Annotated in this window: 21 protein-coding genes; 19 read left to right on the forward strand and 2 right to left on the reverse strand. The window is 38.4% G+C overall.

Annotated features, from left to right (window positions below):
- Nucleotides 1-137 precede the first annotated feature (137 nt).
- From metK to pknB, 12 genes are all read left to right on the forward strand, one after another.
- The gene (gene metK, locus VNN39_RS05140; protein ID WP_339006939.1) at nt 138-1,331 is read left to right on the forward strand and encodes a methionine adenosyltransferase; all 1,194 of its coding nucleotides are present in this window, start codon (nt 138-140) and stop codon (nt 1,329-1,331) included.
- A 286-nt stretch (nt 1,332-1,617) separates the two neighbouring features.
- Nucleotides 1,618-3,234: a ribonuclease Y gene (gene rny / locus VNN39_RS05145; protein WP_003133434.1), complete on the forward strand. Its 1,617-nt coding sequence runs from the start codon at nt 1,618-1,620 to the stop codon at nt 3,232-3,234.
- Nucleotides 3,235-3,388: 154 nt separating this feature from the next.
- The gene (gmk, locus tag VNN39_RS05150; protein ID WP_017369120.1) at nt 3,389-4,018 is read left to right on the forward strand and encodes a guanylate kinase; all 630 of its coding nucleotides are present in this window, start codon (nt 3,389-3,391) and stop codon (nt 4,016-4,018) included.
- A 113-nt stretch (nt 4,019-4,131) separates the two neighbouring features.
- On the forward strand, nt 4,132-4,488 hold the full coding sequence (rpoZ, locus tag VNN39_RS05155; protein WP_338996882.1) for a DNA-directed RNA polymerase subunit omega: 357 nt from the start codon (nt 4,132-4,134) through the stop codon (nt 4,486-4,488).
- Nucleotides 4,489-4,634: 146 nt separating this feature from the next.
- The gene (locus tag VNN39_RS05160) at nt 4,635-6,962 is read left to right on the forward strand and encodes a primosomal protein N' (RefSeq protein ID WP_338996884.1); all 2,328 of its coding nucleotides are present in this window, start codon (nt 4,635-4,637) and stop codon (nt 6,960-6,962) included.
- Between the two features lie 246 nt (nt 6,963-7,208).
- Complete coding sequence (locus tag VNN39_RS05165) at nt 7,209-7,865, forward strand: deoxynucleoside kinase (protein ID WP_017369117.1); 657 nt, start codon at nt 7,209-7,211, stop codon at nt 7,863-7,865.
- Nucleotides 7,862-8,416, forward strand: a complete 555-nt coding sequence (locus VNN39_RS05170) for a TIGR00730 family Rossman fold protein (RefSeq protein ID WP_165713921.1) — start codon at nt 7,862-7,864, stop codon at nt 8,414-8,416. Before VNN39_RS05165 ends, VNN39_RS05170 begins: the two co-directional genes overlap by 4 nt.
- A complete protein-coding gene (locus VNN39_RS05175) occupies nt 8,400-8,879 on the forward strand; it encodes a nucleoside 2-deoxyribosyltransferase (RefSeq protein ID WP_017369115.1) in 480 nt (159 codons plus the stop codon). The genes VNN39_RS05170 and VNN39_RS05175 overlap by 17 nt, the downstream gene beginning before the upstream one ends.
- 311 nt (nt 8,880-9,190) lie before the next feature.
- On the forward strand, nt 9,191-10,144 hold the full coding sequence (gene fmt, locus VNN39_RS05180) for a methionyl-tRNA formyltransferase (RefSeq protein ID WP_017369114.1): 954 nt from the start codon (nt 9,191-9,193) through the stop codon (nt 10,142-10,144).
- The gene (gene rsmB / locus VNN39_RS05185; protein ID WP_165713923.1) at nt 10,134-11,405 is read left to right on the forward strand and encodes a 16S rRNA (cytosine(967)-C(5))-methyltransferase RsmB; all 1,272 of its coding nucleotides are present in this window, start codon (nt 10,134-10,136) and stop codon (nt 11,403-11,405) included. Before fmt ends, rsmB begins: the two co-directional genes overlap by 11 nt.
- Nucleotides 11,406-11,425: 20 nt before the next feature.
- Nucleotides 11,426-12,199, forward strand: coding sequence for a Stp1/IreP family PP2C-type Ser/Thr phosphatase (locus VNN39_RS05190; protein WP_165713924.1), 774 nt, complete (start codon nt 11,426-11,428; stop codon nt 12,197-12,199).
- A complete protein-coding gene (gene pknB / locus VNN39_RS05195; RefSeq protein ID WP_339006941.1) occupies nt 12,199-14,160 on the forward strand; it encodes a Stk1 family PASTA domain-containing Ser/Thr kinase in 1,962 nt (653 codons plus the stop codon). Before VNN39_RS05190 ends, pknB begins: the two co-directional genes overlap by 1 nt.
- 86 nt (nt 14,161-14,246) lie before the next feature.
- Here pknB and rpsO read toward each other — a convergent pair whose 3' ends face one another.
- Both rpsO and proC read right to left on the reverse strand, forming a co-directional pair.
- A complete protein-coding gene (gene rpsO / locus VNN39_RS05200; protein ID WP_338996891.1) occupies nt 14,247-14,516 on the reverse strand; it encodes a 30S ribosomal protein S15 in 270 nt (89 codons plus the stop codon).
- A gap of 143 nt (nt 14,517-14,659) precedes the next feature.
- Nucleotides 14,660-15,451: a pyrroline-5-carboxylate reductase gene (gene proC / locus VNN39_RS05205; protein WP_339006943.1), complete on the reverse strand. Its 792-nt coding sequence runs from the start codon at nt 15,449-15,451 to the stop codon at nt 14,660-14,662.
- Between the two features lie 157 nt (nt 15,452-15,608).
- Here proC and glmU point away from each other — a divergent pair, with 157 nt between their 5' ends.
- The 7 genes from glmU (at nt 15,609) to VNN39_RS05240 (ending at nt 21,697) form a co-directional block, all read left to right on the forward strand.
- Entirely contained in the window at nt 15,609-16,985 is a 1,377-nt protein-coding gene (gene glmU / locus VNN39_RS05210; protein ID WP_017369108.1) for a bifunctional UDP-N-acetylglucosamine diphosphorylase/glucosamine-1-phosphate N-acetyltransferase GlmU, read from the forward strand.
- A 32-nt stretch (nt 16,986-17,017) separates the two neighbouring features.
- Entirely contained in the window at nt 17,018-17,602 is a 585-nt protein-coding gene (locus VNN39_RS05215; RefSeq protein WP_338996893.1) for an NUDIX hydrolase, read from the forward strand.
- A complete protein-coding gene (gene macP, locus VNN39_RS05220; protein WP_017369106.1) occupies nt 17,595-17,873 on the forward strand; it encodes a cell wall synthase accessory phosphoprotein MacP in 279 nt (92 codons plus the stop codon). Before VNN39_RS05215 ends, macP begins: the two co-directional genes overlap by 8 nt.
- 95 nt (nt 17,874-17,968) lie before the next feature.
- Nucleotides 17,969-18,649 (forward strand): 5'-methylthioadenosine/adenosylhomocysteine nucleosidase, encoded by a 681-nt coding sequence (locus VNN39_RS05225; RefSeq protein ID WP_338996895.1) that lies wholly within the window; start codon nt 17,969-17,971, stop codon nt 18,647-18,649.
- 75 nt (nt 18,650-18,724) lie between these two features.
- A complete protein-coding gene (gene pepC, locus VNN39_RS05230; RefSeq protein WP_338996897.1) occupies nt 18,725-20,035 on the forward strand; it encodes an aminopeptidase C in 1,311 nt (436 codons plus the stop codon).
- Between the two features lie 49 nt (nt 20,036-20,084).
- Nucleotides 20,085-20,813, forward strand: coding sequence for a 23S rRNA (guanosine(2251)-2'-O)-methyltransferase RlmB (gene rlmB / locus VNN39_RS05235; protein ID WP_017369103.1), 729 nt, complete (start codon nt 20,085-20,087; stop codon nt 20,811-20,813).
- 11 nt (nt 20,814-20,824) lie between these two features.
- Nucleotides 20,825-21,697 (forward strand): DegV family protein, encoded by an 873-nt coding sequence (locus VNN39_RS05240; protein ID WP_017369102.1) that lies wholly within the window; start codon nt 20,825-20,827, stop codon nt 21,695-21,697.
- Nucleotides 21,698-21,757 lie beyond the last annotated feature (60 nt).

Raw genomic sequence — 21,757 nt, forward strand, 5'->3', positions numbered from 1 at the left:
AGTATATCAAAAATTCCCTTTTTGTGCTAAAATAAAGGAGTTACAATTTCCGATGGCGGGAGAACACTCTCCAAGTGAGCGATCACTACCATTAAGCCTGTAACCGAAAAATACTTAAGAAGTAGGGGAAATAAAGAATGTCAGAAAAACGTCTATTCACATCAGAATCAGTTTCAGAAGGACATCCAGATAAGGTTGCTGACCAAATCTCGGATGCTATCCTTGATGCCATTGTGGCACAAGATCCAGATGCACACGTAGCCTGTGAAACAGTAGTTTACACAGGTACAGTCAATGTATTTGGGGAAATATCAACATCAGCATATGTTGATATTGCTGGAGTGGTTCGTGAGACAATTAAAAATATTGGCTATACAGACAGTGAAAATGGATTTGACTACAAATCAGTCGGTGTCCATGTTTCACTTGTAGAGCAATCACCGGATATTGCCCAAGGGGTAAACGAAGCAGAAGAAGTTCGTGGTAAAGATGGAAAAATCATTGATCCGCTTGATCTTATCGGTGCTGGTAACCAAGGAATGATGTTTGGTTATGCAACCAACGAAACGGAAGAATATATGCCACTCGCGATTTCACTTAGCCATAAACTTGTGAAAAAATTGGCAGATTTACGTAAATCAGGTGCGATTAGCTACCTTCGTCCAGATGCAAAATCACAAGTTACAGTAGAATATGATGAAGCAGGACAAGTTAAGCGTGTAGATACAGTAGTTATTTCAACACAACACGCAGCTGAAGCTACTAATGAAGAAATTCGCCGAGATGTCATTGAAAAAGTGATTAAGGAAGTTATTCCAGAAAATCTTCTTGATGATGAGACAAAATACTTTATTAATCCAACAGGGCGCTTTGTTATTGGCGGTCCTCAAGGAGATTCTGGATTGACTGGTCGTAAAATAATTGTGGATACTTATGGTGGATATGCACCTCATGGGGGAGGCGCTTTCTCAGGTAAAGATGCTACAAAAGTTGACCGCTCAGCCTCATATGCCGCACGTTATGTTGCAAAAAATATTGTTGCTGCAGGCTTGGCTGATAAAGCACAAGTTCAGTTATCTTACGCGATTGGCGTAGCTACACCAACTTCTGTGAATATTGAAACCTTTGGTACTGGAAAAGTTTCTGACGATATCTTATTGGCAGCTATCCGTGAAAACTTTGATTTGCGTCCAGCGGGAATCATTGAAATGTTAGATTTGCTCCGCCCGATTTATGGACAAACAGCTGCTTATGGTCACTTTGGCCGTACAGACATTGATCTTCCATGGGAACGTTTAGACAAGGTCGAAATACTTAAAGAATTACTTTAAACAACAAAACTGTGTATTATGCACAGTTTTTTTATTTTATAAAAATGCTATAAAGGACGTCATTTACTGGTTTTACTAATAATAATCTTTTGTCTCTCATGTAGCAGGATATCATGCTTTTAAAATCAAAATGTTAAAAAGTTGAAAGCGGTAAAATACTTAATTGAAACATATCCTAAAAAATGGTAAAATATAGGGAGTGTTTCTCTGCAAACACACATGAATTATAATCAAGCTATCTGCCCTATTGAACCGCGATGGGCCAGGTATGAATAAAAGGAGACAAATGAACGTCATATCACTCGTTCTGCTTGTCTTATTGATTGTATTGGTTATTGCCTTTATTTTTTATGCCCAAAATATTAAGAAAAACAAGCAAGATGCTGAGAGTCTTTTTATGCAGGCAGAAAACAAGGCAAATGAGATAACGGCAAATGCACAGCGTGATGCTGCTCTTGTAAGAAAAGAAGCGGAAATCCTGAGGGACGAAGCAGAAGCATTCAAGAAAGAAGCGCGCTTTAATCTTCGCGAAGAAGAACAAAAGCAACGCCGTGAAATCGAAGATGAATTTAAGCAAGATCGTAAGGAGTTAAAAGAAACTGAACAACGCCTAAAACAACGTGAAGAAGTTCTAGACCGTAAGGATGATAAACTTACAAATAAAGAACGTAGCTTAGACTCTAAAGAAGAAGCCCTCTCTAAAAAAACTGATACACTCAATAAACGTGAGCAAGAACTTTTAGAAATTGAAGAAAAGAAACAAGAAGAATTAGAACGTATTGCTGCTTTAACAAAAGAAGAAGCGAAAGAAATTATTCTTAGTGAAACCCGTGATGGTTTAACAAAAGAAATGGCACAGCTTATTCGTTCAAGCGAAGAGAAAGCTCATGCTGAAGCTGATAAACGTGCGAAAAACATTGTTTCACTTGCAATCCAACGTGTCTCTAGTGATTCGGTTGCTGAACAAACAGTATCAGTAGTTACTTTACCAGATGATGGTATGAAGGGCCGGATTATCGGACGTGAAGGTCGGAATATTCGTACCTTTGAAGCTTTGACGGGGATTGATGTTATTATTGACGATACTCCAGAAGCCGTTGTATTATCTGGTTTTGATCCGATTAGACGTGAGATTGCACGAATGACCTTGGAGCAACTGGTTCAAGATGGCCGTATTCACCCTGCACGTATTGAGGAGCTTGTCGAGAAAAACCGCAAAGCATTAGATCATAAGATGCGCGAGTATGGCGAACAAGCTGCCTTTGAAGTAGGGGCACATAACCTCCATCCAGACTTAATGAAAATCATGGGACGCTTGCATTTCCGTACTTCTTATGGTCAAAATGTTCTTGACCATTCAGTTGAGGTGGCAAATGTTGCCGGAAACCTTGCTGGTGAAATGGGTGAAAATGTGACTCTCGCTAAACGTGCTGGCTTCCTACATGATATCGGTAAAGCATTGGATCATGAAGTTGAAGGTAGCCACGTTGAGATTGGTACAGAACTTGCACGTAAGTACAAGGAAAATCCAATTGTTATTAATACCATTGCAAGTCACCATGGCGATACAGAACCAAACAGTAATATCGCTACTTTGGTTGCTGCAGCTGATGCTTTAAGTGCAGCACGTCCTGGAGCACGTCGCGAATCAATCGAAAATTATATTAAACGACTCCGTGACTTGGAAAATATCTCAACAAGTTTTGATGGTGTTGAAAGTGCATTTGCCTTACAGGCAGGACGCGAAGTTCGTGTCATGGTTAAACCAGAGAAGCTTACGGATGATCAAATCGTAATTCTTGCACGAGATGTGAAAAATCGTATTGAAGATGAAATGGATTATCCAGGAAATATTAAAGTAACAGTTATTCGTGAAACACGTGCGATTGACTATGCAAAATAAAAAAGTACTCTAGGGTACTTTTTTATTTAAAGAAGAATAAAAAACTAAAGTATGTTACAATTTGATTAATTAAAGTTACTTTGTGTTACGCAAAGTAGATATACAAGCCCAACTTTGCTAGAATAGATTGTAAACAATAAGTGAGGTTAAAAAGATGCCCGAACGTGGTTTATTAATTGTCTTTTCTGGTCCTTCTGGAGTAGGAAAAGGTACTGTCCGTGCGAAAATTTTTGAAAATGAAAATAACTTTGATTACTCCGTATCAATGACAACACGTGCACAACGCCCTGGTGAAGTAGACGGAAAAGATTATTATTTCCGTACACGTGAAGAGTTTGAGGAAATGATACGCAAAGGTGAAATGTTAGAATATGCTGAATATGTTGGCAATTACTACGGGACTCCTTTAACTTACGTTAATCAAACCTTGGATGAAGGTAAGGATGTATTTCTTGAAATTGAAGTTCAAGGGGCCTTACAAGTTAAAGAGAAAGTACCAGATGGTGTATTTGTCTTTTTGACACCTCCAGACTTGGAAGAGTTACGTGGTCGACTTGTCGGGCGCGGTACTGATAGTGCAGAGGTTATCAATAACCGTATGATGAAAGCTAAAGAAGAGATTCGCTTGATGAGTGAATACGACTATGCTGTAGTCAATGACAAGGTTGAACTCGCTGCAGAACGTGTTATCAAGATTATTGAGGCCGAACATTACCGTGTTGATCGTGTCATGGAACGTTATGCTCATATGATTGAGAAGTTAGACGAAGACGGAAAAAATTAAAAACAAGTGGCTTTAGTTTTTAACTGAAAGACGCTCAGGCTGCTTGAAAAGAGAGCCCATTGGTACTCGCAGCCCAATGTAGTAGCGTACAGAAAAGAAAAGAGGAAACTGATATGATGTTAGAACCTTCAATTGACAAATTACTCCAAAACGTGGATTCAAAATATTCACTCGTTGTTTTGGAAGCCAAACGTGCTCATGAACTACGTGATGGTAAACGTCCTACAATGGAATTCAAATCTGTGAAGCGTACTTTACAAGCTTTGGAAGAAATTGCAGAGGGAACGGTAACAATCCACCCTTCTCCAGATGCCAAACGTGAAACTTTGAAAGAAAAACGTGAATTAGAACGTCTTCAACAAAAAATGGCCGAAAAACTTATTCGTGAACAAATTGCGAAAGAAGAAGCTGAAGAAGAAGCAAAACAAAAAGGAAACCGTGCAGCTAAAGCTGCTGCTGCGGCTGAATAAAATATACTACAAACTTTCAAGGGTTTATATACCTAAACTTTGGAAGTTTTTCTTTTTCCAAAATTCAGAGTTGACATTCGGTCATCTCTTTTTGCTATAATTAAATCACTATATTTAGCCACAGAAAAAGTAAGCAGAGGAGAAAAATGTTCAAAAAAACAGCACGAATTATTGTAGATGTTCCTCTGATGCAGACAGATAAACCATTCTCCTATGCAATTCCTACAGAGCTGCAAGAGATGATTGAGCCAGGGATGCGCGTCCATGTTCCTTTTGGTAAAGGAAATCGTCTGGTTCAGGGAATAGTTATTGAAGCAGGAGACCACGAAGAAGAGAATCTCAAAGAAATAGCTGAACTTCTCGACTTAGAGCCTGTCTTGACAAAGGAACAGCTCTGTTTGGCAGATGAAATGCGACATACTGTTTTTTCTTACAAAATATCCTGTCTGAAAGCGATGCTGCCTAATTTATTGAATTCAAGTTATGATAAGATTTTGACTAATCAAGAAGGAATTCAAACCAAGTGGAGCGTGCTTGACGAAAGTCAAAAAGTTCAAGCTTTAAAAGATATTAAGGCAGGGAAATTAGTCGTTAGCTACTCTGCAAAGTCAAAAGAGAACAAGAAAATAGAAAAGTATCTAAAGGCTAATGCCAAATTGGCCACTTTTGAGATTGGAAAAGCAGCTAAAAAAAGAGCGGAATTAAAGGACTATCTTTTAAACCAAGAAGCAAGTGTGCGTCAAAAAGACTTGCCATTTTCTTCGACTGTCATCAAGTATTTTATAGAAAATGAACTTGTTGAAGTGACTGAAAAAGAGGTTTCTAGAACTTCATCCGTTTTTGAAGCAGTCGTACCTGATCAAGCGAAAGTTCTGAATCATGAGCAGCAGCTTGCATTTGATGCTATTGTTTCTTCTGCAGATAAGCCCTTTTTACTTGAGGGAATTACAGGTTCAGGAAAAACAGAGATTTATTTACAGGTTATTGAACACTTTTTGGAAAAAGGGCAATCTGCAATTATGCTGGTTCCCGAGATTTCCCTAACACCACAAATGTCTAATCGTTTTATTGCACGCTTTGGGAAGAAAGTGGCAATCATGCATTCGGGACTATCAGATGGCGAAAAATATGACGAATGGCGTAAGATAAAGGAAGGACGCGCACAGGTTGTTGTCGGGGCGCGATCAGCTATCTTTGCACCTTTGGAAAACATTGGAGTTATCATTATTGACGAGGAACATGAAACAAGTTATAAACAAGATTCAAGTCCTCGTTATCATGCCAGAGACATTGCCTTATTACGTGCACAATATCATCATGCACGTTTAGTTCTCGGTTCAGCGACACCTAGTCTTGAGAGTCGAGCACGTGCTCAGCGAAATGTTTATCATTTATTGACACTCACGCACCGTGCGAATGACCAAGCTCTTCTACCTGAAGTTAAAATTGTAGATATGCGTAATAATCTTAGCGATAAGTCTGCCAATTTTTCAGATGCTTTACTTCAAAAAATTCGGGAAAAAATTGAGCGAAATGAGCAAGTAATTTTGATGCTTAATCGTCGTGGCTACAGTTCATTTGTGATGTGCAGGGATTGTGGCTTCGTTGTTGAATGTCCAAACTGTGATATTTCTTTAACCCTTCATATGGATACGAAAACTTTAAATTGCCATTATTGTGGTCATCAAGAGGAGATTCCACAAGTTTGTCCAAGCTGCCAAAGCCGAAAAATCCGATATTATGGCTCAGGTACGCAGAAGGTACAAGAAGAATTAGAAAAATTACTACCAGGAATCCGTATTTTACGTATGGATGTAGATACAACAAAAACGAAGAATGCACATGAGAAAATTTTAAAGAAATTTGGTAATCATGAGGCGGATGTGCTTTTGGGTACACAGATGATTGCTAAGGGATTAGACTTTCCTAACGTAACTTTAGTGGGAGTAATCAATGCGGATACTGGCTTAAATCTTCCAGATTTTCGTGCAAGTGAGCGCAGTTTCCAGTTATTGATGCAAGTTGCAGGACGTGCAGGACGTGCAGATAAAAAAGGTGAAGTTATCATCCAGACATTTAACCCGGGACATTATGCGGTTAAACTTGTAGCTGATCAAGATTATGAAGCCTTCTATCGTCAGGAAATGTATTACCGTCAACAGCTGTCTTATCCACCCTATTATTTTACGGTTCAGATTTTAGTTAGTCATAAGGATGAAGATGCTGTTGCAAAAAAAGCTTATGAGATAGCAAGTATAATTAAGGCAAATTTATCAGAGAAAGCCAAAATATTAGGACCGACCCCTAAACCTATCGCGCGGACACATAATCTTTATCATTATCAAATCCTGGTGAAGTATCGCTTTGAGGAGCAACTGGAAGAAGTATTAAATCAGGTCCTTGATTTAACACAAAAGCGTGAAAACAAGGATGTCAGAGTTCTTATTGATAGTGAACCACAAAATTTTGTATAAAAATGACAAGTAAATTGTCATTTTTTTCTTTATGAGCATTGTCTTATTTTTCGAGGTTTTCATTGCTTACATTTTTAAAGCGAGCACTATATGTTGTGTTGTGATATAATAAAAAATGTCTTTAGGCACTATATGTTGTGTTTGTGTCTTGAGGCGTATTGAAGCAAAATAGTGTGTTCATTACCTCAATGAACCTTTTCACATAGTATTCTGGAAATTAGAATACAAAAAGTTAGGAAGGAAAAAATGGCAGTGTTAGTATTAGCTGGAACAATTGGAGCTGGCAAAAGTTCACTTACAGAAATGTTGGCAGAGGATCTAGGAACAGAGGCGTTCTATGAAAGTGTAGATGATAATGAGGTTTTACCTCTCTTTTACCAAAATCCACAAAAATATGCCTTTTTGTTGCAAATCTATTTTTTGAATAAGAGGTTTGACTCGATAAAAAGAGCACTTTCGCATAATAATAACGTCCTTGACCGTTCAATTTATGAGGACAGTTTGCTTTTTCATCTGAATGCAGACTTGGGACGAGCAACAGATATTGAAGTAGAAGTTTATGATGCTTTACTGGAAAATATGTTAGAGGAAATCAACACAATAACTTTCAAAAAGCGCCCTGATCTCTTGATTCATGTGAGTGTTTCTTTTGAAAAAATGCTCGAACGTATCCAGAAAAGAGGACGTGAGTTTGAACAATTGGAATATGACAGCTCACTTTATGACTATTATCAAGAGTTAAACAAGCGTTACGAAAAATGGTTTGAGGATTTTGATATTTGTCCGAAAATTCAAATTGACGGCGATAAGTATGATTTTGTTGAGGATGAAAAAGCAAAATTATTTGTCCTTAAACAAATTAAAGATAAGCTCGCAGAAATTGAGGAGGAGAACAGCAAATGAATTTAACTGTTTTCTTATCGGCCCGAGATGGAAAAAATCCGACTCATTTATTGCGCAGTAAGAAACTCGGAGAAGCAATAACGCGTAGCGGGCACACCTTAGTGTATGGAGGTTCTCAAGAAGGATGTATGGGTGCTGTATCGGATGCGGTGCTAGAGAATAAGGGACAAGTTATTGCTGTTTATCCTGAAGGAGTCTTACCTTTAGAGCCGCCACGTCAAAATGCAACAGAGCTTTATCTGGCTAAAAATATGGATGAACGCAAGCGCAAGTTGATTGATTTAGGCGAAGCATTTATTATTTTGCCTGGAGGCTTTGGGACAATGGAAGAAGTTTTTCAGCTCCTGACGGAGATGAGCATTGGACAAACAGAAATACGGCCGGTTATTTTCATTGATAAAGACTTCTATCTTCCTTTATTTAATATGATTCAGCAACAAACCAAAGAAGAAATGTTGTCTTTAGAAGTTTTAGAAGCTGTCCATCTAGTTGAGACAACGGAACAAGCCATGCAGTTATTAGGAGACTTAAATTATGAACAAGCTATTTGAACAAGAAGTAAAAGTGTATCTTGCAGCACCCTTTTTCAGTGAGAGTCAAATTCAAAAAGTGGAAAAATTGGAAGCAGCACTTGCTAAGAACGAAACAGTTGCCTCTTATTTTAGTCCCATGCGTTGTCAACGCCCAGAAGGTTTAGCAGAGGATGTTGAACCATTTACACCAGTGTGGGCAAAAGCTACAATGGAAAACGACGTTAAAGAAGTGGAAGCTGCCGATGTAATTGTTGCCATTTTAGACTATGATGGACAGGATACGGATTCGGGTACTGCATGGGAGTTAGGCTATGCGATAGCGAAAGGCAAACCGACTTTCTTAGTTCGTTTTGAAGAAAATGGACCGGGAAACATTATGCTCACAGAGCGAAATACCGCCTTCTTCACCGAAGCTGAACAAGTAGAAACATATGATTTTATGGAAGCTCAACCCCTACCTTATACCGGCAAATATATATAGTTATTATTTATTTTTAATTCATTTTGGGGCTAACAAATAATAAAAGAGAGATGCATTGTTGTGCTCTCTTTTTTATTTTTTTATTGAAAGTGAAGAATATCCTGAGATTATAGTCTATAATCAAGGGTATGAAAAGGAATAGGGGTTAAGAAAATGTTATAATAAAGGCACACATTTTTTATAGGGTAAGAAGAAAGTTTTTTATGAAAAATAAAAGAGGAGGATGAGGGACACGAGAAATATGTTCAAGGAAATCACAATAAACTTGAAGCATTAAGAAAAAGATTTAGACAACGTGTTAAAATAATACTATGACAAAAACAAAAATCATATTTATGGGGACTCCTAAGTTTTCTCAAACGGTATTGCAAGGATTGATTGATAGCCAACGTTATGACATTTTAGCTGTCGTCACACAGCCTGATCGTAAGGTGGGACGTAAGCAAGAGCTTCGTCAAACACCCGTAAAAGAGCTGGCATTGAAAGCGGACTTGAAAATTTTACAGCCTGAGAAATTATCTGGTTCAGCTGAAATGGATGAATTACTGGCATTTGGTGCTCAAGGTGCAGGTATTGTAACGGCAGCCTTCGGGCAGTTCTTGCCAGGAAAATTACTTGATGCAATGGCTTTTGCAGTAAATGTTCATGCCTCTTTGTTGCCTAAGTATCGTGGTGGAGCACCGATCCATTATGCAATTATGAATGGCGAAAAAGAAGCAGGCGTGACCATTATGGAAATGGTCAGAAAGATGGATGCAGGGGATATGGTTGCGAAAGCTTCTACTCCGATTTTAGATGAAGATAATGTAGGAACGATGTTCGAAAAATTAGCTATTATCGGCCGTGATCTTCTTCTTGAAACGTTGCCTCTATACGTTGCAGGAGAAATCAAACCAGAAGCGCAGGATGAAACACAAGCGACTTTCTCTCCAAACATTAGCCCTGACGAAGAAAAAATTGACTGGTCAAAAAATAACCGTCAAATCTTTAATCAAATCCGTGGTATGAATCCATTTCCTGTAGCACATACCCTCTGGAATCAAGGACGATTCAAAATCTACAACAGTCGTCCTATCGACACAGAGAAACAAGGACAACCTGGTGAAATTATTGATAAAACAAAAAAATCCCTCATAGTGGCAACAGGTTCTGGTGCTTTAGAACTTCTCGAAGTACAGCCAGCTGGAAAGCCCAAAATGGATATTATTAGTTTCCTTAATGGTTTAGGACAGAAAGTAAATATAGGAGATCAATTTGGCAAATAATGCAAGACAAGTCGCACTTGATGTGCTCAACGATATTTTTGGGAATGATGCGTATGCGAATATTGCCTTAGATAGAACATTACGTGAAGTAGAACTTTCGGACTTAGACCGTAATTTTGTAACAGCTTTGGTTTATGGTGTCGTATCTAAAGAAAAACTTTTGGAGTGGTATTTAGAGCCTTTCTTTAAAAAACAACCAAAACCGTGGGCGAAGATGCTATTGATAATGACCATATATCAAATCCTTTTCATGGATAAAGTGCCAACCTCAGCTGCCGTTGATGAAGCTGTTAAGATAGCTAAACGTAAAGATGGGCAGCAAGCAGGAAACTTTATCAATGCTGTTTTGCGCAATTTTATGCGTTCAGAGCGCCGAAATGAAGAGCCAAAAACTTGGGAAATCAAATACTCCATGCCTAAACTTCTTTTGGATAAAATGGTACGACAGTTTGGCGGAAAACGTACAGGAATGATGTTAGAGAGCTTAGAAAAACCAAGTAAAGCCAGCCTCAGAATAATCGATCCTCAAGTTACTGTTCCAGATACAGTACCCTCAGAACTCTCTCCTGTTGGGCGTGTGGCAGATCATGGTAATTTTGCACATAGCCAAGCATTTATTGAAGGGAAAATTACTATTCAGGATGAGACCAGCCAGCTGGTAGCGCCACAACTTGAATTAACAGGAAGTGAACGGGTTCTTGACGCTTGTGCTGCACCAGGCGGAAAGACAACTCACATCGCTCAATACCTTGATGATGGGCATGTCACAGCTTGTGATCTCTATGACCACAAGTTAAAACTCATTGAAGATAATGCAGAACGCCAAAGGGTTTGGGAAAAAATTACAACAGTCAAAGCAGATGCAACGCAATTAGCAGAACGCTTTGCGGATGAAGAAGACTTTGATCGTATCTTGGTTGATGCACCTTGCTCTGGGATTGGTTTGATTCGTCGTAAACCTGATATCCGTTATCGCAAGGAAAGCTCTGACTTTCTTAATTTACAGGGAATTCAACTGAAAATTTTAGACAGTGCTTCGAAAAAGCTAAAGAAAAATGGTATAATGGTCTACAGTACCTGCACAATTTTTGATGAAGAAAACTTTGAGGTGGTAAATAAATTCCTTGAGACTCATCCAGAATTTGAACAGGTTGAAATTTCGCATGAAAAAGAAGATATTATCACAGAAGGTTGTATTTTCATTACACCAGAAATGTATCATACAGATGGTTTCTTTATTGCGAAATTCAGAAAACTTTAATTCTTTTATAAGGAGCAAAAGTGGAATATAGTATTTTATCAGACATTGGTATGAAACGTACCGCCAACCAAGACTTTGCAGGCACTTATGTTAACCGCGCAGGCTATCGTCTTTTTCTTTTAGCAGATGGTATGGGGGGACATAAAGCAGGCAATGTCGCGAGTAAATTAACCGTAGAGGATTTGGGAAAATTATGGTCGGAATCATTTTTTGATGACGGCACACCTGTTGCGACAATGGAAACATGGCTCCGCAACCAAATCCGTAATGAAAGTGAAAATATTGCAGATTTAGGTAAACTTGATGAGTATCAAGGGATGGGGACAACGCTTGAAGCTTTAGTGATGCAAGAAGGCCAAGTGATCTCGGCTCACGTCGGTGACAGTCGTACCTACTTAATTCGTGATGGTCAGATGCAAAAAATTACAACAGACCATTCTTTAGTTCAAGAGCTTGTTGATGCAGGTCAAATTACTGAAGAAGAGGCTGAAATACACCCTAACAAAAACATCATTACGCGTTCTCTTGGTCAGTCGGCTGAAGTTCAAGCTGACTTACAAGCTGTGGATGTTCAGCCGGGAGATTATCTTCTGATGAACTCTGATGGTTTGACAAATATGATATCCTCTGAGGAGATTTTAGAAGTTGTCTATTCAGAGGCGAGTATTGAAGAGAAGACGGAAATACTTGTAGGTCTTGCAAATGAAGCAGGCGGACATGACAATATCACAGTGATCTTAGTGAAAATTGACGAAGAGTCTGTAGTGATGAATGAAGATGTGGAGGTTGACTGATGATTCAAATCGGAAAAATCTTTGCAGATCGTTATAAAATCATTAAAGAAGTTGGCCGAGGGGGTATGGCCAATGTTTATCAAGGGGAAGATACTTATCTTGATAATCGTCAAGTAGCGATTAAAGTTTTACGCTCTAATTTTGAAAACGACAATATTGCAATTGCTCGCTTCCAACGAGAAGCATTTGCAATGGCAGAACTTTCTCATCCTAATATTGTGAGTATTTCTGATGTAGGAGAGTCTGAAAATCAACAGTATATCGTCATGGAATACGTTGATGGAATGACTTTAAAACAATACATCAATGAACACGCTCCTTTGTCAAATGATGAGGCAGTGAACATTACTTCAGAAATTCTTTCAGCTATGGAATGTGCGCATAACCATGGTATTATTCACCGTGATTTGAAGCCACAAAACGTATTGCTCTCTCAAAGTGGGAACGTGAAAGTGACGGACTTCGGGATAGCCAAGGCCCTGACAGAAACGAGTTTAACGCAAACCAACACGATGTTTGGAAGTGTTCACTATTTATCGCCAGAGCAAGCGCGTGGGGCGAATGCAACACTTCAGTCAGATATTTATGCTATTGGTATTATTTTGTTTGAGTTGTTGACAGGGCAAATCCCGTTTGACGGGGATTCTGCAGTAGCGATTGCTCTAAAACATTTTCAAGAAAATGTACCAAGCATTATTAATATCAATAAAAATGTTCCTCAAGCATTGGAAAATGTTGTAATCAAAGCAACAGCTAAAGATATTCACAATCGTTATGCGAATGTTGAGGAGATGATGACAGACCTGGCTACGGCTACCAGTTTGGATCGTAAAGGGGAGCCGAAGCTTACCTTTGATAAGGACTTAGATGCAACTAAAGCTTTGCCTAGTAAGTTGATCAATCCCTATGATACAAAACCTCTAATTGATAATCCGCAATCAGAACAAAAGGACGAAGCAAAAAATAGTGTTGCCGAAGACAAGGTGAAAACAGATCCGGAGCTAATAAAGAAGAAATCACGTAAAGGATTGATTGCTTGGATTGTTCTTGCACTTGTACTTATCGCAGGAGGTGTTACAGCTTGGATGATTACAACGCCTCAAAATGTCTCTGTTCCTGATGTGACAAATATGACACAGGAAGAAGCAGAAAGTAAGCTAAAAGACAAAAATCTTACTGTTGGAAATATTATTCCTGAATTAAGTACGACCGTTGAAAAGGACAAAGTAACACGTACAAATCCTGAATCAGGATCTAATGTTCGAAAAAATAGCAAAGTAGATATCTATGTTTCACAAGGTGCAAGTGGCTTTAAGATGGACGACTATGTCGGACAAAAGTATGAGGACGTTGTGGATGAGCTTGTTTTGAATAAAAATATCAGCAAGAGTCAAATTAAGGTAAATTATGTGACAAGCTCTGAAGCTTCAGGTACTATTGTGAAGCAAACGCCAGCTAAAGGAGAGTTTTTCGATCCAACAGGTAATGATCAAATCACATTTGATGTGTCTGAAGGTGAGACGGTAATTATGCCTGCACTTGCCCTTACTGCAGGTGGTTTAAGCTCAACATCAGCAATCAGTTACCTCAATCAGTTGCAAAGTCTTGGTGTACCTAAATCAAATATTACCTTTGTTGATGCAAGTACAGCTAGCGAAGTTTCAAGTTCTAACCTTAATGGTTATTACGTAACACAAACCAGCCCTGAGTCAGGAAAAGAATTTAATCCGTCAAACACAAAAATTACCTTGACAGTGGCGAAAGCTAACAATAGTAATACAGGTGGCAATCAAACGTCAGAGACAACAACTGAAACAACACCGGAAACAACAACACCAGAGACGACTCCAGAAACAACACCGGAGACTTCACCAGAACAAGGTAAAGACTCTTCCAACCAGGAAAAAGATTCTTCCTCAAACAATGGAAACACGAACAACACAACGGAACAATCGTCTTAACACAAAAAACTTCCAGGAATTTCTGGAAGTTTTTCTTTTTATTTGTTTAAATAAAAAAACTGTCCAAAGACAGTTTTTTCTGAGTCTTAACGACGAAGACCAAGTGAAGCGATAAGCTCACGGTAACGTTGAACATCTTTTTCACGAAGGTAAGCAAGAAGGTTACGACGGTGACCGATTTTTTTCATCAATCCACGGTAAGTAGCGTGGTCTTTTTTGTGTGATTTAATGTGGTCGTTAAGGTGGTTGATTTCCCAAGTCAAAACAGCGATTTGAACTTCAGGTAAACCAGTATCGCCCTCAGTACGTGCGTATTGCTTGATGATTTCTTGTTTTTTTTCTTTTGAGATTGCCATGAGTTTTTCTCCTTTTTATTTAGTGCTCATACTGAGTAGAGCGCAGGCAAAGCGCAAAACCAAGAATGAGTTGTAAAAAACTACCTACTTATCTTACACTATTTTTATATTTTTTACAAGCTTATGAGGTAACAAAAGCGGTTTTAGTTTAAGGTGTTCTCTTTTTCAATCGTTGCAGTGATTGCATCAATTACTGTAGCTACAAAATGATTTTGTTCTAAAGAAACAACACCAGCAACGGTGGTTCCACCAGGACTTGAAACTTTATCGACTAAAGTCCAAGGGCCCTCTCCGGATTCCAAAATCATTTGAGCAGATGCTGCAACGGTTTCTGCAACGATTTTTGTAGCCTGATCTTTAGGAATACCATGAAGAACACCAGCTCGGCTTAAGGCGTCAACGAACATATAGATATATGCAGGACTTGAACCAGCAATAGCGGTAAATGTAGAAAAGTCCTTTTCAGCAACTTCATGAACAGTACCGATTGAAGAGAAAATTTCTTGAGTCAACTGGTAGATGTCTGAACTTACATATTCGTTACGTACGATAGCAGAAGTTGACTTTTGAATTTGTGCATTAATGTTTGGCATTACGCGGATGATTGGGAAGTCATATGTTTTAGACATATCTGATAATGCTTCTAAATCAAAACCAGCTGCGATTGAAATAAGAGTTTTATCTTTCGTAAAGAGAGGGGAAATCTCTTCCATAATGTCAGGCAAAATTTGAGGTTTAACAGCCATAACGATAAGATCAGATTGTTCAACGAGCTGACCATGTGAGTGACTCGCAAATACACCTAAGTTATCAGCTTGATCTTTTGTTTTTCTCAAATCACGCCCTGAAATAAGTACGCGGACATTTGACTTATCAAGTCCAGTAATGATAGCAGATGCCATCTTACCGACACCTATAAAACCAATTGTTTTCATTTTATCTCCATTTTCTTTATAGTAGGACTTCCTTCATTTTAGCATATATTTTAGCATATTTATAGAAACAAAGACAATAATTAGAAATACTCTTAGAGTGTGATATAATTAATGTATATTCTATTAGAAATTTAATAAGTTTTGGAGGCCATATAAAATGGAAAAATATGCAATTATACTCGCAGCTGGAAAAGGGACGCGAATGAAATCTTCTTTACCGAAAGTTCTTCATAATGTGGCTGGGAAAACAATGTTAGGTCACGTTTTACAAAGTGTCAATCAAGTCGATATGGCAAAACGTATTGTGATTGTTGGGCATGAAGCGGACAAAGTTATTGAAACTCTTCCTAAAGGGACGAACTTTGTGAAACAAGACGAGCAGTTGGGGACAGGACATGCAGTTCGTATTGCCTCAGATTTACTTGAAAATGAAGAAGGCGCAACATTGGTTATTGCGGGTGATACTCCATTAATTACAGGCGAAACTTTAGAACAATTGTTTGAGTATCATGTAGCCCAAAAAGCCACAGCAACTATTTTAACAGCTCTTGCACCAAACCCAACAGGCTATGGACGTATTATCCGTGATGCAGAGAACTGTGTGGAAAAAATTGTGGAGCAAAAAGATGCTTCTGAAGAAGAACAAGCTATTCAAGAAATTAATACAGGCACTTATATTTTTGATAACAAAGCTTTATTCGCAGCACTTGAAAATCTCACAACAGATAATGCACAAGGTGAGTACTACTTGACAGATGTTATCGAAATTTTCAAAAAACAAGGGGACAATGTTACAGCTCATATCTTAGAAGATTTTGATGAAAGTCTTGGTGTAAACGATCGTGTAGCGTTAGCACAAGCAGAAAAAATTATGCGTCGTCGTATCAACCACCAACATATGGTCAATGGTGTAACACTTATTGATCCTGAAACAACCTATATTGATGCAGATATCGAAATCGGTGAAGAAACAATCATTGAACCAAATGTCCAAATTATGGGTAATACCGTTATTGGCAAGAAAACTTTGATTACAAGTGGAAGCCGCATTGAGGATTCAGAAATTCATTCTCATTGTGAAATTCGTTCGTCATGGATTGAAAGCAGTAAAATGAACATCATGAGTAATGTTGGACCATATGCTCACTTGCGCCCAGGAACGGTTCTCAGCGAAAAAGTTCATGTGGGTAACTTTGTTGAAATCAAAGGATCAACACTCGGTAAAGGAACAAAAGCCGGTCACCTCACTTACATTGGTAACGCAACAGTTGGTGAAAAAGTAAACTTCGGTGCTGGAACAATCACTGTAAATTATGATGGACAAAATAAATACAATACGGAAATTGATGATTTTGCCTTTATTGGTTCCAACTCAACATTAGTTGCGCCACTTCGGGTAGGAAAAAACGCCCTAACTGCTGCAGGATCAACAATTACTAAAGATGTTGCACCAGAAAGTATCGCAATCGGGCGTTCACGTCAAGTTGAAAAATCAGGTGCAGCACGTCGCTTGCCGCATTTTCGTGGTGAGTAAAACATAAGAAAATAAAGATAACGGAGATAAACATGCGAGAATTTGACGAGAAAAAGTTTGAAGAACCCACTTTGTCTCGTGAGCAAATTTTTCACGGACAAATTTTTCGAGTGGTGAAGGATTTAGTAAGCCTTCCAGATGATACAATGGCAACGAGAGAGTTGGTTTTTCATAATGGCGGCGTTGCTGTTGCACCAATAATTGAGGATAAGCTTGTATTGGTAGGGCAATATCGTAAAGCATTTGAAAAATTTATTTATGAAGTACCTGCCGGAAAACTTGAAGCTGATGAGCTGGATGATCCGAAAGCAGCTGCTTTACGTGAATTAGAAGAGGAAACGGGCTATACAGCAGAACAACTTGTCGAAATTACGAGCTTTTATGGTACACCTGGTTTTTCATCTGAAAAAACATATCTTTATTTCCCTATTGGACTCACGAAGGTTGAAAACCCTCGTCCCAAGGACGAAGGAGAATTTCTTGAGATGATTGAAGTGACACTCTCAGAAGCTAAGACGATGATTGAAGAAGGTCAAATTTGTGATGCTAAGACAATCATGTCTGTTTGGTACTGGGAACTAAAAAATCTGAAAACACAAGGAGATTTAGATGCCTAAACCACTTTTAACAGATGATATCATCGAGGATGCAGAGCGAAAAAGAAAACGTTTGGAGAGAATTCTCAAAGAAGAGTTAGAGCAAGACCGAGAAATTTCAGAGAAGTATGATAAGCTTGAACGTGATTTATCTAAAAATGCTGTGTATAAAAGTCGTCGCATTGAAAATGCCAAGCAGAAAAAACGAAGTAGCCGTGTAAACAAATGGCTTCTTATTACGTCTCTTGTTGTAATTGGGATAGGAATTTTATTTTTCTGGTATTACTTCTAAATGATATCCATGCCTCACATATATGTGGGGTTTTATTTTAAACTTTTATACTATATAATGTATTTACCACAATGAAAGAAAAAGGAGAATAAAAAATGAAATTAGGAATTATTTGTGCAATGGAGGAAGAACTACGTACTCTTGTAGAAAATCTTGATCAAGCAAGTAAGATTACACGACACGGTTATGTTTTTCATACAGGATTAATAGGTCGTCACGAAGTTGTATTAGTTCAATCAGGAATAGGTAAAGTGATGTCTGCGATGGCAGTGACTTTGCTAGTTGAAGTTTTCTCCGTTGATGGGATTATTAATACAGGTTCTGCAGGGGCCGTCAATCATGAATTAAAAATTGGTGATGTTGTTGTTGCAGATAGATTGGCTTATCATGATGTAGACGTTACAGCCTTTGGTTATGCCTTTGGTCAAATGGCGCAACAACCACTTTATTTTGAGAGCAGTAAATATTTTGTTTCAGAACTGAAAAAAGCGATTGAGAATCCTGTTGTCGGTTTGATTACAAGCTCTGATAGCTTTATTTCTAGCGACAGCCGTATAGCTGAAATCAAAAACCACTTTCCAGATGTTTTGGCTGTTGAAATGGAAGGGGCTTCTATTGCGCAAGCAGCAACAGCATTAAAGAAACCTTTTGTTATTATTCGTGCAATGTCAGATACAGCGAGCCATGACGCAAATGTGAAATTTGATGAATTTATTATTGAAGCTGGTCGCAAATCTGCCCAAACATTAATGAATTTTCTGAACAATATGGAATAAACGATAATTAGCTGACTTTTTCACCAGAAAAAGTTATAATAATAAAATCAATACATGGAAGTGGAGAAGAATGAAATGACAATTACTCAAGATTTCACACAAAAACTTTATGATAACTTTGCGGAAAACCCTAAATTTCGTGCTGTAGAGAATGCAGTGACGAAAAATGGGCTCCTGAATGCTTTGGAAGTTCGTAGCTCACATGCCAACAATATTGCAGAGTTTTCCATCGACCTTACAAAGGACAAAGTAACGAATCAAAAGCAATCGGGGCGTTGTTGGATGTTTGCTGCTCTGAATACTTTCCGTCATAAAATGATTGGACAATTTAAGTTAGAAAACTTTGAACTATCACAGGCTTACACTTTCTTTTGGGATAAATACGAGAAGTCAAATTGGTTTATGGAACAAATCATTAACCATGTGGATATGGACGATCGTCGTTTGAAATTTTTGCTCCAAACGCCACAGCAGGACGGTGGGCAATGGGACATGGTTGTTGCACTTTTTGAAAAATACGGTGTCGTTCCTAAAGATATTTATCCTGAATCAGCAGCTTCTTCTAATTCACGTGAACTCAACCAATATTTAGACAAGTTGTTGCGCCAAGATGCTCAATTATTGAGAGAAGCACTGGCAAATGGTGAAGATGTACAAGTTCTTAAAGAAAATTTGTTACAAGAAATTTTTAACTTTTTAGCAGCAACTCTTGGACTTCCTCCGCAACATTTTGAGTATGCATTCCGTGACAAAGAAAACACATTAGAAAAATTCTCAGGCACAGCCCAAGAATTTTATGCTCAATATGTGGATATCAAACTTGATGACTATGTTTCAGTCATTAATGCACCAACAGAAGATAAACCTTACAACAAATCATACACGGTTGAATTTCTGGGAAATGTCGTTGGAGCTCGTGATGTTAAGCACTTGAATCTTGACATGGATCGTTTCAAAAAACTCGCAATTGCACAAATGCAAGCAGGCGAAACAGTTTGGTTTGGTTGCGATGTTGGACAAGTTTCAAACCGTAAAGATGGTTTGTTGACTCTTGATGCATATGATTTTGAGACATCACTTGATATTCACTTTACACAGGATAAGGCCTCACGTTTAGATTATGCGGAATCTTTAATGACACATGCTATGGTTTTAACAGGTGTAGATTTGGACGAAGATGGAGCACCTACGAAATGGAAAGTGGAAAACTCTTGGGGTAAAGATGTTGGTAAGGAAGGGTATTTTGTGGCCTCTGATGCTTGGATGGATGAATATACCTACCAAATCGTAGTACGCAAAGATTTGCTCACTCCTGAAGAACTTGCAGCCTACAATGCTGAACCTCAGATCCTCTTACCTTGGGATCCTATGGGAGCTTTGGCTTAAAATAAGAGAAGATGTCCCATATGGACATCTTTTTTGCTATAATAATATTATGGAAAATACGGATATCATATACGGCTTACATGCTGTAACAGAGTCACTCAATGCAGGAGTAGTCAATAAACTCTATGTCGAGGAAAAATTACGGGGTAAGAACGTTGAAAAAATCAAGGAACTTGCGCGTGAAAAAAAAGTAAACATCTCTTGGACACCAAAAACTGAGTTAAATAAAATATCAGAAAATGGTGTACACCAAGGTTTTGTTGCACGTGTGGCAGAATTTGCTTACGCAGAGTTAGCGACGATTTTAGCGCAAATTTCAAACAAAGAAGCAGCAACAATTTTAATTTTGGATGAGTTGACAGATCCTCATAATTTAGGCTCGATTGCTCGAACTGCTGATGCTACAGGAGTGGATGCTATCATCATTCCGAAACACCGCTCAGTAGGGATTACACCAATCGCGGTAAAAGCAAGTACAGGGGCGCTTCAGCATGTACCTGTAGTACGTGTCACAAACCTTTCTCAAACGCTAGATAAATTAAAAGAAGCTGGTTTTTGGACTTTTGGAACCGACATGGATGGTACAACTTATTCCAAATGGAATACTTCAGGAAAAGTTGCATTGGTAATTGGTAATGAAGGAAAAGGTATTGGCCAAAATCTTAAGAAACAAGTGGATGAAATGATTACGATTCCTATGGTTGGTCATGTTCAAAGTTTGAATGCAAGTGTTGCTGCTAGTATTTTGATGTACGAAATTTTTAGAAATAAAATGTAAGGGGAAAAAAGATGACTTTTCGCATTGTTACTGATTCAACAGCGGATTTGAGTGAAGATTATTTGCAAAAGTACGACATAGAGGTATTAGGAATGACGGTTACTATTGGCGATCAGACCTTTCCAACGATTGGTGAAAATAGCCTGAGTAACGAACACCTTCTCCGTGAAATTAAAGCAGGTAAAACTGTTCAGACATCACAGATTAACTCTGGCCAATTCTCTGAGTTGTTTAAAAAATTTATAAGCCAAAATCCAGAAGAAGAAATTGTATATCTGGCTTTTTCATCCGGACTATCAGGGACTTATCAATCTGCCGTTATCGCTCGTGAAATGGTCTTAGAAGAATATCCACAAGCTAAAATTACGGTGGTGGACACCTTGGCTGCAGCTTCGGGAGAAGGTTTCTTGGTTCAAGAAATGGTAGAGCTACGAGAATCTGGGAAGAGCTTGACAGAAGCACTTCTAATTTTTGAGGAGCTTATTTTACGACTTAAAAGTCTTTTTATGGTTGACGATTTGAATCACCTTGCACGAGGAGGCCGTATTCCCAAAGCTGTTGCTATGGTTGGGACGATGGCTAACATTAAACCTCTCCTTACAGTGGATTCAGAAGGCAAGTTGACACAACTGACCAAAGTACGTGGCAAGAAGAAGGCTATTAAAAGTTTAGTTGACATGACACTTGAAGAGATGGATCCAGATTATTCACGTGTAATTGTAGCTTATTCAGGTAGTGAGGCAACTGCTCAAGAAGTGAAAGAACTTTTCTTAGCACAACATGTTGACAAGGTTGACATTCGTCCTTTGAGCCCAACGATTGTCACTCATACAGGTTCTGGTACTTTGGCGATTTTTTCAATTGCTAAAAAAAATAGGAATTAATATAAAAAATCACAGTTGAACTCTTGTTTTACTGTGATTTTGTGTTAAAATATAGAGTGA

It is taken from the genome of Lactococcus formosensis (assembly GCF_037892375.1).
Classification (GTDB): Bacteria; Bacillota; Bacilli; order Lactobacillales; family Streptococcaceae; genus Lactococcus; species Lactococcus formosensis.

Coding starts and splice junctions, on each gene's coding strand:
- fmt (WP_017369114.1), top strand. CDS start 9,191: ATGACAAAAACAAAAATCATATTTATGGGGACTCCTAAGTTTTCTCAA.
- VNN39_RS05225 (WP_338996895.1), top strand. CDS start 17,969: ATGAAATTAGGAATTATTTGTGCAATGGAGGAAGAACTACGTACTCTT.
- glmU (WP_017369108.1), top strand. CDS start 15,609: ATGGAAAAATATGCAATTATACTCGCAGCTGGAAAAGGGACGCGAATG.
- gmk (WP_017369120.1), top strand. CDS start 3,389: ATGCCCGAACGTGGTTTATTAATTGTCTTTTCTGGTCCTTCTGGAGTA.
- metK (WP_339006939.1), top strand. CDS start 138: ATGTCAGAAAAACGTCTATTCACATCAGAATCAGTTTCAGAAGGACAT.
- rpoZ (WP_338996882.1), top strand. CDS start 4,132: ATGATGTTAGAACCTTCAATTGACAAATTACTCCAAAACGTGGATTCA.
- pknB (WP_339006941.1), top strand. CDS start 12,199: ATGATTCAAATCGGAAAAATCTTTGCAGATCGTTATAAAATCATTAAA.
- rny (WP_003133434.1), top strand. CDS start 1,618: ATGAACGTCATATCACTCGTTCTGCTTGTCTTATTGATTGTATTGGTT.
- VNN39_RS05160 (WP_338996884.1), top strand. CDS start 4,635: ATGTTCAAAAAAACAGCACGAATTATTGTAGATGTTCCTCTGATGCAG.
- VNN39_RS05215 (WP_338996893.1), top strand. CDS start 17,018: ATGCGAGAATTTGACGAGAAAAAGTTTGAAGAACCCACTTTGTCTCGT.
- VNN39_RS05240 (WP_017369102.1), top strand. CDS start 20,825: ATGACTTTTCGCATTGTTACTGATTCAACAGCGGATTTGAGTGAAGAT.
- pepC (WP_338996897.1), top strand. CDS start 18,725: ATGACAATTACTCAAGATTTCACACAAAAACTTTATGATAACTTTGCG.
- VNN39_RS05175 (WP_017369115.1), top strand. CDS start 8,400: ATGAACAAGCTATTTGAACAAGAAGTAAAAGTGTATCTTGCAGCACCC.
- VNN39_RS05170 (WP_165713921.1), top strand. CDS start 7,862: ATGAATTTAACTGTTTTCTTATCGGCCCGAGATGGAAAAAATCCGACT.
- VNN39_RS05165 (WP_017369117.1), top strand. CDS start 7,209: ATGGCAGTGTTAGTATTAGCTGGAACAATTGGAGCTGGCAAAAGTTCA.
- proC (WP_339006943.1), bottom strand. CDS start 15,451: ATGAAAACAATTGGTTTTATAGGTGTCGGTAAGATGGCATCTGCTATC.
- rlmB (WP_017369103.1), top strand. CDS start 20,085: ATGGAAAATACGGATATCATATACGGCTTACATGCTGTAACAGAGTCA.
- rpsO (WP_338996891.1), bottom strand. CDS start 14,516: ATGGCAATCTCAAAAGAAAAAAAACAAGAAATCATCAAGCAATACGCA.
- macP (WP_017369106.1), top strand. CDS start 17,595: ATGCCTAAACCACTTTTAACAGATGATATCATCGAGGATGCAGAGCGA.